Origin of the sequence: Hyunsoonleella jejuensis, from assembly GCF_900111025.1 — a bacterium.
GTDB lineage: Bacteria > Bacteroidota > Bacteroidia > Flavobacteriales > Flavobacteriaceae > Jejuia > Jejuia jejuensis.
The window spans coordinates 1,490,677-1,504,281 of the sequence record NZ_FOFN01000001.1 but is presented as its reverse complement, the minus strand read 5'-3'; the positions used below and the strand labels follow the sequence as shown (position 1 = coordinate 1,504,281).

15 protein-coding genes are annotated in these 13,605 nt (G+C 34.6%); 4 read left to right on the top strand and 11 right to left on the bottom strand.

The genetic code is table 11. From position 1 onward, the window contains the following. Window positions 1-5: 5 nt before the first annotated feature. Both BMY39_RS06475 and BMY39_RS06470 read left to right on the top strand, forming a co-directional pair. Complete coding sequence (locus tag BMY39_RS06475) at window positions 6-458, top strand: sterol desaturase family protein (RefSeq protein ID WP_092577361.1); 453 nt, start codon at window positions 6-8, stop codon at window positions 456-458. Between the two features lie 6 nt (window positions 459-464). Further along, a complete protein-coding gene (locus BMY39_RS06470; protein WP_092577358.1) occupies window positions 465-1,607 on the top strand; it encodes a lycopene cyclase family protein in 1,143 nt (380 codons plus the stop codon). Between the two features lie 12 nt (window positions 1,608-1,619). Here BMY39_RS06470 and BMY39_RS06465 read toward each other — a convergent pair whose 3' ends face one another. The 6 genes from BMY39_RS06465 to BMY39_RS06440 form a co-directional block, all read right to left on the bottom strand. Next, the gene (locus BMY39_RS06465) at window positions 1,620-2,177 is read right to left on the bottom strand and encodes a TlpA family protein disulfide reductase (protein WP_092577355.1); all 558 of its coding nucleotides are present in this window, start codon (window positions 2,175-2,177) and stop codon (window positions 1,620-1,622) included. A gap of 60 nt (window positions 2,178-2,237) precedes the next feature. Then, the gene (gene mazG / locus BMY39_RS06460; protein WP_092577353.1) at window positions 2,238-3,014 is read right to left on the bottom strand and encodes a nucleoside triphosphate pyrophosphohydrolase; all 777 of its coding nucleotides are present in this window, start codon (window positions 3,012-3,014) and stop codon (window positions 2,238-2,240) included. A gap of 145 nt (window positions 3,015-3,159) precedes the next feature. Further along, the gene (locus BMY39_RS06455) at window positions 3,160-3,846 is read right to left on the bottom strand and encodes a peptidoglycan DD-metalloendopeptidase family protein (RefSeq protein WP_092577350.1); all 687 of its coding nucleotides are present in this window, start codon (window positions 3,844-3,846) and stop codon (window positions 3,160-3,162) included. Window positions 3,847-3,875: 29 nt separating this feature from the next. Further along, window positions 3,876-5,480 carry a hypothetical protein gene (locus BMY39_RS06450; protein WP_092577341.1) on the bottom strand — a complete coding sequence of 535 codons (1,605 nt, stop codon included), beginning with the start codon at window positions 5,478-5,480 and terminating at the stop codon, window positions 3,876-3,878. Window positions 5,481-5,492: 12 nt separating this feature from the next. Then, window positions 5,493-6,059: a hypothetical protein gene (locus BMY39_RS06445; protein WP_092577333.1), complete on the bottom strand. Its 567-nt coding sequence runs from the start codon at window positions 6,057-6,059 to the stop codon at window positions 5,493-5,495. After that, window positions 6,043-6,594, bottom strand: coding sequence for an RNA polymerase sigma factor (locus BMY39_RS06440; RefSeq protein WP_092577330.1), 552 nt, complete (start codon window positions 6,592-6,594; stop codon window positions 6,043-6,045). The genes BMY39_RS06445 and BMY39_RS06440 overlap by 17 nt, the downstream gene beginning before the upstream one ends. A gap of 330 nt (window positions 6,595-6,924) precedes the next feature. Between BMY39_RS06440 and BMY39_RS06435 the strand changes: the two genes are divergently transcribed. Next, window positions 6,925-7,479: a DUF2911 domain-containing protein gene (locus BMY39_RS06435; protein ID WP_092577327.1), complete on the top strand. Its 555-nt coding sequence runs from the start codon at window positions 6,925-6,927 to the stop codon at window positions 7,477-7,479. A 42-nt stretch (window positions 7,480-7,521) separates the two neighbouring features. Next, the gene (meaB, locus tag BMY39_RS06430; RefSeq protein WP_177176557.1) at window positions 7,522-8,604 is read left to right on the top strand and encodes a methylmalonyl Co-A mutase-associated GTPase MeaB; all 1,083 of its coding nucleotides are present in this window, start codon (window positions 7,522-7,524) and stop codon (window positions 8,602-8,604) included. Here meaB and BMY39_RS06425 read toward each other — a convergent pair. The 5 genes from BMY39_RS06425 to mnmA form a co-directional block, all read right to left on the bottom strand. After that, window positions 8,581-9,150: a phosphatase PAP2 family protein gene (locus BMY39_RS06425; RefSeq protein WP_092577324.1), complete on the bottom strand. Its 570-nt coding sequence runs from the start codon at window positions 9,148-9,150 to the stop codon at window positions 8,581-8,583. The genes meaB and BMY39_RS06425 overlap by 24 nt on opposite strands. A gap of 9 nt (window positions 9,151-9,159) precedes the next feature. Next, entirely contained in the window at window positions 9,160-9,387 is a 228-nt protein-coding gene (locus BMY39_RS06420; protein WP_092577322.1) for a hypothetical protein, read from the bottom strand. An 11-nt stretch (window positions 9,388-9,398) separates the two neighbouring features. After that, window positions 9,399-10,772, bottom strand: coding sequence for an MATE family efflux transporter (locus BMY39_RS06415; protein ID WP_092577320.1), 1,374 nt, complete (start codon window positions 10,770-10,772; stop codon window positions 9,399-9,401). Window positions 10,773-11,335: 563 nt separating this feature from the next. Next, window positions 11,336-12,277, bottom strand: a complete 942-nt coding sequence (locus BMY39_RS06410) for an NAD(P)H-dependent flavin oxidoreductase (RefSeq protein WP_092577317.1) — start codon at window positions 12,275-12,277, stop codon at window positions 11,336-11,338. A 9-nt stretch (window positions 12,278-12,286) separates the two neighbouring features. Continuing rightward, the gene (mnmA, locus tag BMY39_RS06405) at window positions 12,287-13,474 is read right to left on the bottom strand and encodes a tRNA 2-thiouridine(34) synthase MnmA (RefSeq protein WP_092577314.1); all 1,188 of its coding nucleotides are present in this window, start codon (window positions 13,472-13,474) and stop codon (window positions 12,287-12,289) included. Window positions 13,475-13,605: the final 131 nt, after the last annotated feature.

The following is a 13,605-nucleotide window of genomic DNA, read 5'->3' as shown; positions in this document are numbered from 1 at the left end:
ATAGTATGCAAACAGTTTATTGGATTCTCATATTTTTAGGCACCTATTGCATTATGGAATTTATGGCGTGGTTTACACACAAGTACATCATGCATGGGTTTTTGTGGAGTTTACATAAAGACCACCACCATAAAGATCATGACAGTTGGTTCGAGCGTAACGACGCATTCTTTATATTCTATGCGGTAGTAAGTATAGGCTTCTTTCTACTTTGGAAATATACTAGTTTTTGGCCAGGGCTACCCATAGGCTTAGGTATTTTTGCTTACGGTTTGTCTTATTTTATTGTACATGATATTTTTATACACCAACGCTTCAAAATGTTTAGAAATGCCAATAATTGGTATGCGCGCGGTGTTCGTAGAGCCCATAAAATCCATCACAAGCATTTAGGAAAGGATGATGGGGAATGTTTTGGAATGTTGTTTGTGCCTTTTAAGTACTTCAAAAAGAAATAATTCGAAATGGCGCATAGGGCTCATTTCGACTACATTATTGTTGGTAATGGTTTAGCTGGGTTACAACTCGCTTTAGAAATGGCGTCCGATGCGTTCTTTAATGAAAAACAAATTGCTCTTATAGATCCCTCTGAAAAAAACCTCAACGATAAAACTTGGAGTTTTTGGGAAACTGAACCCACTAAATGGAAAAATTTACCTTATAAAACCTGGGATAAAGCAATAATTTCTACTTCAAAAAAGACTATCAGCCTCAACCTTTCACCTTACACCTATAAATCGATTAAAGCGATTGATTTTTATAATTATGCCAAATCTGAATTAAAAAACTACAACAATTTTCATTTTATAGCCGATAAAGTCGAAAGTATTTCTACTGATTTTCAACCTGTTGTAATCACAAAAAACACTAAGCTAAGGGCTGGTCATATTTTTGACAGTAGAATTCCAGATGAATTTTACAATGCTAATAAAAGCATCAATATTAATCAACATTTTAAGGGTGTTGTTATAAAAACCCAAGACGCTGTTTTTAACGATAAAGCAGTAACGATGATGGATTACCGATTGAAAGACGGCGCGCAAACTACTTTTACCTATGTATTACCATTTTCAAAATATGAAGCACTTATAGAGTTTACCTACTTTACTAAAAATGTTGTTACCGAAGATATTTATGATACATTTATTTCTGCCTATATAAATAAGTATCTAAAAATTGATAGTTACAGAATCATTGAATCAGAGCAGGGAAATATACCAATGACGACATTTCCCTTTGATGATTTTAACACAAAAAATGTAACCAAAATTGGAACTGGCGGTGGTTGGGTGAAACCTTCATCGGGATATTCGTTTAAACATACGGAAAAACGGGTAGCTAAAATTATTGAAAACATAAAATCTGGAAAAATACCTTCGGCTAACCTTTTCAAAAAAAAATATAAATTTTATGACAAGGTTTTTTTAAAGGTACTTCATGACGAAAACCATAAAGGCGAATGGATTTTTCAACAGTTTTATGATAAAAATGATATTAAAACAATGTTTCGTTTTTTAGATGAAGAATCTACCTTTTTTGAGGAGCTAAAAATAATGACTTCACTATTTTCTTGGAGTTTTATTAAAGCATTTTTTAAGACGTTCTAGATGCTAACCAAATTACAACAAACCGTCTATTGTTTCTCTTACGGTATTACTATTCCAATTTGCAGCTCCTGTTTTGTCAATAATAATCTCTCCATTTCTATCTATTAAAAATGTTCTTGGAATACCATTAATGTTAAAAAACTCTGGGTAATTGGTTCTTGGCCTGTATACTTTTAATGTGTAACCTTTTTTATATAAAAATTCTTGAACGACAATTTGAGTTTCATCAGATACAAAAACAAATTCAACCTTGTCTTTATAATCATCATAAAGTTTTTGCATACTCGGCAATTCTGCAATACAAGGCGGACACCAAGTTGCCCAAAAATTGATAAAAACCACTTTTCCTTTTAAATCCTCAAAATTTAAAACTTCATTATCTTTTGATACAAGCATCCATTTCGTAAAATCTATATGCTGTCGTTCAGAAGATTCTATAACCGAGGGTCCAAATAACGCCAACCCCTTATTTATAAAAACTTGTATTGGTGTTCTTGTTTGCGGAATAATAAATAAAGCCGCTATTACTAGATAAATAAGATTTTTTTTATGGGCTTTAGTCAGTTTCACCTTTTGTACGTTTTGCTTCTTTTGTCCGTAGCACTTAAAAATATTGATTTAAAACTTCTGTTATGGCAATCGCTTCGCTTGTTCCCAAAATACGTCCATTTCAGCGAGTGTCATATCTTTTAAGGGCTTATTCAAGGCTTTAGCTTTGGCTTCTAAATATTGAAATCGCCTTGAAAATTTCTTATTCGTGCGTTCCAGAGCATTTTCTGGATTAATATTTAAAAAACGTGCGTAATTGACCATCGAAAATAGTACGTCTCCAAACTCACTTTCGATATTTTCTGGATTACCTGTTTTAATTTCATCATTGAGCTCATTTAGCTCTTCCTGAACTTTCTCCCAAACTTGTTCTGGTTCTTCCCAATCAAAACCTACACCAGCAACCTTTTCCTGTATTCTATTAGCCTTTACAAGTGCCGGCAAACTCCTAGGAACACCTTCTAAAACACTTTTTTTGCCTTCTTTCAACTTTAGGTTTTCCCAATTGCGCTTTACATCATTTTCGTCTTCAACTTTTACATCTCCATAAATATGTGGATGCCTAGAAATGAGTTTCTCACAAATACCATTACAGACATCGGCAATGTCGAAATCTTCAGTTTCGCTTCCTATTTTAGCATAAAATACAATGTGTAGCAATACATCACCTAACTCTTTTTTTATTTCCTGTAAATCGTTATCCAAAATAGCATCACCGAGTTCGTAAGTCTCTTCTATAGTTAAGTGACGCAAAGTTTCCATAGTTTGTTTTTTATCCCACGGGCATTGCGTACGTAACTCATCCATTATAGTTAACAACCTATCAAACGCTTTAAGTTGGTCTTGTCTAGAATTCATGATAATAAATTTGATGAATGATTTTAAGGAAATCGATAATTCAATTTAAATAAAATCACGATTCCAAGTTAGGTGTGCCCAAAAATACGATTTTGATTTTCTTAAATCACAATAGCTGATTTAAAAACTCAAGATAAGATTTAACTTATAAATGTATCAACAAACTTGGGTCTGAGCAGTTTTCCGAATAAAAACCCAAATCCTCTTTGGCACAAACTCCAGGATAATCGCCAAAATTTCCTTGCAAATCCCTTATGATTTGAAAATGCAAATGTGGCGGATAATCACCATTAACAGTAGCATCACCAAGAGTAGCTATCTGTTCACTTTGTTTAAAAAACCCTCCAATTTTTAAATTATCGATTGATTTCAAACTCAAATGCCCGTAAAGCGTATAAAAAATAACATCAGAAATATTATGTTCTAGAATTATAGTTGGCCCATAATCACCATAGTTAGCATTATTTTTAAAACTATGTACTTTCCCGTCTAGTGGCGCATAAATTGGCGTTTTTTCATCACACCATAAATCTAAACCTAAATGGATATTACGTTTTTTCGCATCACTTATATTAAAATGTCCGCTTCTGTTATATATAGTACGCACTTCTTGGTATCCGCCGTATGCTACTTGAGCTTTATGCGTTTTTAAATATGAATTGATGTATTTTGAAAAATCAAAAGACGATGAAAGATCTATGGCTTTTAGACTTGGATTGCCCTCTGAAAGGTCTAAAGGAATGAATTTTGATTTTGGAATAGAAGCATCTAAAACGTGAAGCGGTTTGGGACTGATGTTTTTAAGGAAAGTAGAAAATTCAATTGAGGTCATTCACGATAAATTTCCTCAAAGCTAAGGAATTACTCCATAATTACTTTACTGTATTTTGCATTAACAGTAACCGTTTTGTTACTCTCGGTATTACTCATAGAAAAAGAGCTTATATCCTTTTTATCGGCAGTACTGTTTGGATGCACTAGATAAGAGTGGGTGCCTTTATAATTCATATTGTAATTTTCACCCTCTGGCATTACAATATAGGCTTTATTGTTTTGTAAAATAAAGTTGAGATTGGTAAAAGTATCAGAAACATTTAAGATTTTTACATCACCAATATTACTATCTATAATGGCACTACTAACCACATCATTTATCTTAACGTTTGATGATGTGCAGTTTAGCACCACATGCTTTACGGTTTTCAACTCTGCTTGCTTCACATGGTTTAAGTTTAATTCTCCTAGATTCCAATTACTTACATAAACCGGCGCATAGGCAGCATTAATGGAAGTATTGCTTCCATTAATGCCCTGTGCTTTAAATATTGTATGCGATAAATCTGCTTGCACGTCGTCTAAAACTGATGCGAATTCTAATTCTCCATGGCGTACATCTACCTTAATTTTTGCCTTTTTAGGCATTTTAATTATAATGGTTTTCTTCACATGCGAGTGTCTACTTTTGCTTCTTAATTTTTCTACAACTATCGCTCTTTCTTTAGCTTGCACTGCACGCTTCTCAGCTAATTCGGCTCGTTGTTCTGCTATTTTCTCTCTTGCTTCTGCACGTTTTTCGGCTAACTTAGCACGCTGCTCTACCATTTTCGCCTCTAACTCGGCTTGTCTTTCCCGTTGTTCTGCAGTAAGTTCAACTTGTCTTTCTACTTGTTCTGCTTGTCGTTCCATCTGTGCAGCAAAACGTTCTCCCCAAGCTTCCATTTTTTCTGCATATTTCTCACCCCATTCTTCACCAAATTTTTCGCCCCACTTCTCCATGTCTTTTCCAAACTTCTCACCCCATTCCTTGCCAAACTTCTCACCCCAAGCTTCCATTTTTTTGGCATAATCCTTTCCGTAAGTGGACTCGAATTTTTTAGACCATTCTTCTAAATACTTATCCCCATCTTTTTTATACGCTTCATAATCAAAAGCTACAGCACCAACGCCTTCTGGTAGTTCAGGCAACTCTGGCATCTCAGGAAGTTCTGGCATCTCGGGAAGTTCCGGCATTTCAATAACATGTATGTTGTCAAAATTAAAATCGAAATCAAAGTCCATCTCTGGCAACTCTGCTAACTCATATTTTAAATTTTTCAATGCACGCTTTACTTCATCAGAATATTGGCCATTAGCATCAAAACTGTAAGTATGGGGCGCGTAAGATCCTCTTGTATTTATGGTTACCAAATATGTTGAGCCATCTATATCAAGCTTCCAGTCTTTAGCAATTTCGTCTAGCTCTTCTTTAGAAAGCTCATCACTCTCCACGAAAGCCTCAATACTTACTTCACTCTTGTTCCAAGTATCAAATACAATATTACAATGGCTTGTGTTAAGGTGTATAGTAACATTTTTATCAACTTTAAAACTTTGCGATACTTTGGTTACTTTTTCTTGCGCTCCCAATGTTGTTATTGCGAAACAAGCAAGTACCAATACTTTTAATTTTATAATTGTTCTGTTCATCTTTTGATTTTTTTAAATAGATTGTGTTGCCTCAGTTGATTCTTCTGAAGCGTTTAAGGTTTTTAATTGATCTTTTAAACGATACATTAGGTTTAAACGAAATCTTAGGTTGTCAATTAATGCCGTAATCGTCAACTCTGTGGCACCATTTTCAGTAAGTTCCATAGACAGCGTTTTATATTCCTGGTTTAGTTCATTCAACTGCTCTAAATACCCATCAAAAATGGCTTTCGTTTCAGGTGTTGGCTTTATTTTAGACAATTCTAAATTTATACTTGCTAAATAATAGTCCTCAACCTTTTTTAAATCTGGAGACACATCTCCCAATGTTTTGGTTTTTACTTCAACAAGTTCTTCACCGCTTGGTGTTTCAACTTGGAACACGGAATACGCTCCAAAACTTAAACCAATTAGCAACACAACACTAGCAGCAATATTTAGCCAACTAAATTTAGGGGAAGCTTTCTCCTCAGGAAATGCGGCTTTTAGTTTTTCAAGAAAACGTGCTTCATGATTTTTTGGCATTTCCTCGTGTTCCATTTTTTCATTTTTGAATAGATCTCTAATATCCTGTGCCATTTTTTTGTGCTTTTAATAGTTCCTGTAATTTTGCTTTTCCTCTAGATAATTGTGTTCTCGATGCTACTTCAGTTATATTTAAAATTTCCGATATTTCCTGGTGGTCATACCCTTCAATTAAATACAACATTACTACATATTGATATTTTTCAGGCAGTTGATGAATTGCCTTCCTTACATCGTTTACTGTAATTGTATCTTCTACCAACCATTTGTCGTTATGTCCCGTATCAACCACTTTAAGGTGCACCTCGTCTAACTCTACTAACTGTTGTTTTTTTGATTTCAGAAAGTCGATACTCTTATTAACCACAATACGTTTTAACCAAGCTCCAAAAGTCACCTCAGCCTTGTACTGGTGAAGTTTAGAAAACGCCTTAATAAACGCCTCCTGAACCACGTCCTCAGCGTCATTTGCATCTTTCAAAAACCGCTTTGCCACAATGTACATACCGTTGCAGTACTGGTTGTACAACTGCATTTGTGCCTTACGATTGTTCTGTTTACATTGTTCAATAATGTCAACTTGAAACATGCCTATACTTTTGGTCTTAAGTTAGTTCATTTTTAAAGACGACAAAAAAAACAGAGTGTTGCAAAAAAATCGCTTTTTTATAAAAAAAATTTGGGTATTTACTTTCTTAGATTGGGTCGGGGCTATCCGTTAATAATTTTGGCTCGATGTACACCTCGCCAAAAGTTGCCGCTACTATCCCTTACGCGGGTCTGTTTGCTAATTTCGTTCTAACTCTTAAGTTATTTTCCATTTGTAAACTTATAATACAACAAACCTAAATAAATAACCGTTTCTACTTTACAAATACTTAAGCATCAAGTATCTTTGTTGTTACAAAACCTCTCATTCATGAATACTTTTTTAAAGCGCATTATTTTAATTTTATTTTTGGCAGCAATCGGTATTTTGGCATATTCATATTTTAACGATGGATTGCAAAAACGAAAAAGTCCCAAGAAAAATGTAGCCTTTAAAGTAGACGATTTAAAGCTGAACGTATTTTACAATCGCCCTTCAAAAAGAGGAAGAAAAGTATTTGGAGCATTAGTGCCTTACAACGAAGTATGGAGAACTGGCGCTAACGAAGCCACAACGTTCGAGACTAATCAACCACTTAAAATAGGCAACGGTTATATACAAGCGGGGAAATACACACTTTGGACGGTACCAAACGATACCGCATGGACCGTAATCTTCAACTCCAAACAATACCCTTGGGGTGTAAACCACGAAACCTTGGAGCCACTTCGCGAACCAGAATTTGATGTAATAAACTACGTTGCTCCTGTTGAAAATCTCGATACAACCGTAGAACAATTTACCATAGCCTTTGATAATTCTACGGATAAACTATTCATGACTATGGCTTGGGATGATGTTCGTATTAAAGTGCCATTACGCTAATATCTTTTAAAATACTATCTTAGAGACTCATTGCTTTAAATTGTGACAAACAAAAAAAAGACGGCTTTAAAAACTACAGATGGGGTTTCCGGTTCGGAGATGATTAATCCGTCTTATATATCAAAATTCAAATCTAAGCGTACTAAAACACTAAATACAGACAAACTAGTAAAAGGTATTTTAAACCAAAAAATTTCAGAGTTAAGTCGTGCCATAACACTCATAGAAAGTACAAACCAACAACATCAACAACAAGCAAACGACATTTTAAAACAATGCCTTCCGCATGCAAATAATTCTATTCGTATTGGTATTACTGGAGTTCCAGGTGTTGGAAAAAGTACATTTATTGAGGCATTTGGCGAACATTTAACTTCAAAAGGTAAACGGGTTGCGGTTTTGGCTATAGACCCTAGTAGCTCCATTTCAAAAGGTAGTATTTTGGGTGATAAAACCAGAATGGAAACGCTGGTTAAAAACAACAATGCCTATATACGCCCTTCGGCATCTGGTGATTCATTGGGTGGTGTTGCAAGAAAAACTAGAGAAACCATAATTTTATGTGAAGCTGCTGGTTTTGATATTATTTTAATTGAAACTGTTGGTGTTGGTCAAAGTGAAACTGCGGTACACGGTATGGTTGATTTCTTTTTACTGTTAAAACTGGCTAATGCAGGTGATGAACTACAAGGAATTAAACGTGGTATTATTGAAATGGCAGATGCCATCGCTATAAATAAAGCAGATGGCGATAACCAAAAAGCAGCAAAATTGGCAAAAGTAGAATTTAACAGAGCGCTTCACCTCTATCCTAAAAAATCATCGGGATGGACACCAAAAGTGTCGCTTTGTAGCGCGTTAAAAAATGAAGGGATTGATGCTATTTGGGAGCTTGTTTTAGAATATATAAGTCTCACTAGGAGCAGTGCATATTTTAATAAGAAGCGCATTGAGCAAAACAAGTTCTGGCTCATTCAAACTATAGAAAATCGTTTGAAGTCTGATTTCTTTAGTCGTACAGAGATTAAAAAAGAATTAGAAAACCAGCTCACTTTAGTCGAAAAAAATAAAACTACGCCTTTTGCTGCTGCGGAGTTTATATTAAGACTGAATAAATCGCTTTAAAAGATACCGCGAGAGTTTATAAAACAAAAATCCTGAAATCGCTCCAAAAGTCATCCCGCAGATAATATCTAACGGATAATGTACACCAACATAGATTCTACTATACGCTACAATAAAACTCCAAAATAATAAAATGAAAATTAGATTTTTGTAATAAGGACGTAATACCAAACCTGCAAAAACAGCCGCCGCCATTGAGTTTGATGAATGACCAGAGAAAAAACCGTATTTACCGCAGCGCACCGCAATAAAACGTAAATGTTCTACCAAATCGGGAACACCACAAGGTCTTGGGCGCTCAAAACCCCTCTTGAATACATTTGTAATTTGATCAGTAAATGTTATCATTAATGCTAACACAACAACGAAGACTAGAAGAGACTTTGCTCCAAACTTCTTGTACAATAAGAATAAAAGTAGCGCATACAACGGTATGGAAGCTAGTTTATTTGTGATTATCAACCATAAACCGTCCCAGGTTTCAGAGCCAAGGTTGTTCAAAAACAAAAATAGTTCGGTGTCGTATTTTAAAACTTGATCAATCATAGTCTAAACCTATTCTTCGTACTTTGCTATTTCTGAATCATAAAAGGCAGTAGCCAACTTGATGGCATTCTCTGTTTCTATTTCTAATTCTTTCTGGTCTTCAGCATCGAAATCTTCAAACCATTCAACTTCATCATTTTCAAGGTTTATAATGAATCGAGGGAATTCGGTATGTATTACAAATATAGCATTTGGGTATTCGGTGTTATCCCCTAGTATAAATTTTGGTAATGTCATTCGTCTTATGTTTATTTTGATAAAATTAATTTCTTTGTCAGATAATTGAATCGAATATACAATAAAATTGCGGCCATAGTTAAACCTGATAATAACCCAATCCAAATTCCAATACTGCCGTAAACCTCTGCTTTACCCAAAAACCAAGAAATGGGAAAACCAACAATCCAATACGCTATAAACAATAACAGCATAGGTATCTTTACATCCTGTAATCCTCTTAAAGCGCCTAATACCAAAACCTGAATACTATCGCTTATTTGAAACACTGCTGCTACTAACAATAATTTTGATGCTATTTTGAGCACTTCAGCGTTATCTATGGCATTAGACACATCGCCAACGTCTAAATAGATTCTAGGTAGCTGCTGGTGAAACACCAAAAACAAAATAGCAAAACCAACTGCAAAAATAAATCCGAATAAGAATATTGAAAATGCGATACGCCTTAACTCACCATATTGTTTTAATCCTTTTTGATTTCCAACGCGAATCATAGCGGCAACACTTAAGCCCATAGCGACCATAAATGTCATAGAAGCTAAATTTAAGGCAATTTGGTTTGCTGCTTGTGGGTTCTTCCCTAAAAGGCCACTTAACCAAATAGCCGCGGTAAAAATGGCTACTTCAAAAAACATCTGCATCGCACTAGGCATACCCAAATTAAAAATCTTTTTAATCATTAACTTTTCTAAAACAAAGAATTTTAATTGTGACACATAATGTTTTGATGTTTCATTTTGCTTTAAGAGAAACCACAAGTACCCTACCATAATAATTCTAGAAGCTAATGTACCATAAGCAGCACCTACAATACCTAATTGTGGCATTCCAAATTTCCCAAAAATAAGCATGTAGTTTAAAACAATATTTACCAAGTTACCTAGTAGCGTAGCATACATAGGATACTTTGTCATAGATAGTCCATCACTAAATTGCTTAAAACCTTGAAAAATTATCAAAGGAATGAGGGACACAGCAACCAGATCTAAATATGGAATTGCCAATTGCACCACTTCTTCAGGTTGTTTCATAAAATACATTAAAGGCTTTGCAAAAAAGACTAGCAAAAACAATAAGACGCCAAGAACCGTACATAAAAACAACCCGTGCTTAAAGTATGATTTCCCGGTGTTAAAACTCTGTTCTGCATCGGCTTCAGCAATTAATGGTGTAATGGCTGTTGAAAACCCAATACCCAAAGACATGGCAATAAACATAAAACTGTTACCCAAGGACACTGCAGCTAATTCTGCAGTACCAAGTTGGCCAACCATAATATTGTCTACAAAACTTACAAATACATGCCCCAACATGCCTAACATTACTGGGGCAGCTAGTTTCCAATTGTATCTAAACTCTTTAGTATAGTTTTGTAATTGCATTTTGCAAAAGTAGAGTTTACAGGTTGCATTACCATATTGCAAATCATTCTTTTTATATTATCAATTAATTAACATTTGTTAATAACTTGTCAAATAAAGCGTTTAGGTATTTATCGTAATTTTATACCTTTGAAACGCCTCAGAACATCTCTAGTAACTACTATAATAGCACTTAGAAACGTTTAGCTCTCTTTTTAATAGGGATTTAAAATTTTAAGCGAAGTGTTTCAAGAAATGAAAAAAAGGGGAAAATTAACTTCCCCTTTTTTAGTTTACGCCATAATCAAATGGACAAATGAAGTGTTTATGTGAGCAAGAGAATTAATAATTGTTTTATAGCAGCTAAATCACTTTAAAATGACATCAGTCCTGATGGTTTCGAAAACAGCATTTTTATAACAGTTTTGTTGATTCTAAAAACACTATACCTAATTAGTAGAACTGATAATGCATATCTTAACTTTAATACGCCATTAATGACGAAAATTTTTTAATAAAGCCAACAAAATATAATAATGAATATCGTGGATGCACGAGAATTCAATAAATGGTTAAGTTTTATTCTAAATGGAACTGATACTGTTTTTTGCAGCTTCAAATTCTGAAACAATATCCTCAACAATAGTGCTTACCGGTTTTATATCATTAATTAATCCAGAAATTTGGCCAATCTCTAGTTCCCCTTCTTCCAAATCACCTTCAAACATGCCTTTTTTAGCTCTAGCTCTCCCCAAAAGTGCTTTCAGCTCTTCAACTGAAGTCCCTTTTTTATACAACTCCTGCACATCGTTATAAAACTTATTTTTTATCAATCTTACGGGTGCCAATTCTTTTAAGGTTAATTGCGTATCGCCTTCTTTCGCATCCACTACAACATTTTTAAAGTCTTGGTGGGCTGAACTTTCTTCACTTGCTACAAATCTACTTCCAATTTGAACACCATCGGCACCTAAGACCATACATGCCAACATCGCTTTTCCTGTTGCAATTCCTCCTGCAGCTATTAATGGTACGTGTATTTTTTCCTTTACCATAGGAATCAAAGTTAAGGTGGTAGTTTCATCTCTACCATTATGTCCGCCAGCTTCAAACCCTTCTGCGACAATAGCATCCACACCAGCTTCTTCTGCCTTTAAAGCAAATTTTACACTACTTACTACATGAACCACAATAACACCTTTATCTTGAAGCCATTTTGTCCAAGTTTTAGGGTTTCCCGCAGAAGTGAAAACAATTTTCACATCTTCTTCTATAATGATATCCATTAAATTTTCAATGTCTGGATATAACATCGGTACATTAACTCCAAAAGGCTTGTTAGTTGCTTTTTTACATTTTTGAATATGTTCACGTAGCACTTCTGGATACATGGAACCTGCTCCTAGCAGTCCCAAAATTCCAGAGTTACTAGCAGCTGAAGCCAACCGCCAACCACTATTCCAAACCATACCAGCTTGAATAATGGGATATTTAATATTGAAAAGATTTGTAATTCTATTAGTCATAACGCTAAGTTATGAAATTACCCCTGAACCTATTAATTCTTCATTTACATACCACGCTGCAAACTGGCCTTCGGTTATTGCCAACTGTAAATCTTGAAACTCTATATATAATCCACGATTAACTTTATGCAATGTAGCTTTTTGAAGTGGCTGCCTGTACCTGATTCTTGCGTCTACCTGCATAGTTTCATGAGTATCCAGCACTAAATCCTCACGAATCCAATGTAATTCTTCATTTGAGATAAAGAGTGCTTTCTTTAAAAGCCCAGGATGGTTTTTACCTTGCCCTGTGTAAATAATATTGTTTTCTACATCCGTATCGATCACAAATAAGGGTTCTGGTGTTCCTCCTACAGCCAAACCTTTACGCTGACCTTTGGTAAAATAATGTGCGCCTTGGTGCTTACCAACAACTTTACCATCATTTATGGTATATTCTATTTTCTTAGACAAATATTGTAATGCTTCGATTTTTGAATCAAATACACTTTTGTGATGATGATATATTGGTGCATCTTCTAAAATTTCAACAATAACACCTTCTTTGGGTTTGAGTTGTTGTTGCAAAAAATCAGGTAGCTTTACTTTGCCTATAAAGCATAAACCTTGAGAATCTTTTTTTTCTGCGGTAACCAAATTAAGTTTCGTCGCTATTTCCCTAACTTCAGGTTTTGTTAATTCACCTATAGGAAACAAAGATTTCGATAATTGCTCTTGGGATAATTGACACAAAAAATAGGATTGATCTTTATTAGTATCCACACCCGAAAGCAATTGATAAATTAGTCCTTCTTCGTTTTCTATAATACCCTTCCTGCAATAGTGACCAGTTGCGACATAGTCTGCACCAAGATCTAAAGCAATTTTCATAAAAACATCAAACTTTATTTCTCGGTTACACAATACGTCGGGATTTGGTGTTCTTCCCATTTCGTATTCCTTGAACATATAATCTACGATACGTTCTTTGTATTGCTCGCTTAAATCTACTGTTTGAAAAGGAATCCCTAATTTATCAGCTACGAGCACAGCATCATTGCTATCGTCTAACCAAGGACATTCATTAGAGATTGTTACAGAATCATCATGCCAATTCTTCATGAACAATCCAATAACTTCATAACCCTGCTCCTTTAATATATAAGCCGCAACGCTTGAATCTACCCCACCAGAAAGTCCTACAACTACTCTTTTCATTTTATTCAGTGAAAAAAATTAAGAATGCAAAGATACACAATTTGTTAGGTTTAAATTCATTGATGAAACATCGATGAAATGCACAAAAAGCTAATTTTGTTTAATTTTTGCATTTTTTTATGAAACAAAAT

Excerpts from the sequence above, each read along its gene's own strand:
- BMY39_RS06475 (WP_092577361.1), top strand. The coding sequence starts at position 6 with ATGCAAACAGTTTATTGGATTCTCATATTTTTAGGCACCTATTGCATT.
- BMY39_RS06470 (WP_092577358.1), top strand. The coding sequence starts at position 465 with ATGGCGCATAGGGCTCATTTCGACTACATTATTGTTGGTAATGGTTTA.
- mazG (WP_092577353.1), bottom strand. The coding sequence starts at position 3,014 with ATGAATTCTAGACAAGACCAACTTAAAGCGTTTGATAGGTTGTTAACT.
- BMY39_RS06455 (WP_092577350.1), bottom strand. The coding sequence starts at position 3,846 with ATGACCTCAATTGAATTTTCTACTTTCCTTAAAAACATCAGTCCCAAA.
- BMY39_RS06450 (WP_092577341.1), bottom strand. The coding sequence starts at position 5,480 with ATGAACAGAACAATTATAAAATTAAAAGTATTGGTACTTGCTTGTTTC.
- BMY39_RS06445 (WP_092577333.1), bottom strand. The coding sequence starts at position 6,059 with ATGGCACAGGATATTAGAGATCTATTCAAAAATGAAAAAATGGAACAC.
- BMY39_RS06440 (WP_092577330.1), bottom strand. The coding sequence starts at position 6,594 with ATGTTTCAAGTTGACATTATTGAACAATGTAAACAGAACAATCGTAAG.
- BMY39_RS06435 (WP_092577327.1), top strand. The coding sequence starts at position 6,925 with ATGAATACTTTTTTAAAGCGCATTATTTTAATTTTATTTTTGGCAGCA.
- BMY39_RS06425 (WP_092577324.1), bottom strand. The coding sequence starts at position 9,150 with ATGATTGATCAAGTTTTAAAATACGACACCGAACTATTTTTGTTTTTG.
- BMY39_RS06420 (WP_092577322.1), bottom strand. The coding sequence starts at position 9,387 with ATGACATTACCAAAATTTATACTAGGGGATAACACCGAATACCCAAAT.
- BMY39_RS06415 (WP_092577320.1), bottom strand. The coding sequence starts at position 10,772 with ATGCAATTACAAAACTATACTAAAGAGTTTAGATACAATTGGAAACTA.
- BMY39_RS06410 (WP_092577317.1), bottom strand. The coding sequence starts at position 12,277 with ATGACTAATAGAATTACAAATCTTTTCAATATTAAATATCCCATTATT.
- mnmA (WP_092577314.1), bottom strand. The coding sequence starts at position 13,474 with ATGAAAAGAGTAGTTGTAGGACTTTCTGGTGGGGTAGATTCAAGCGTT.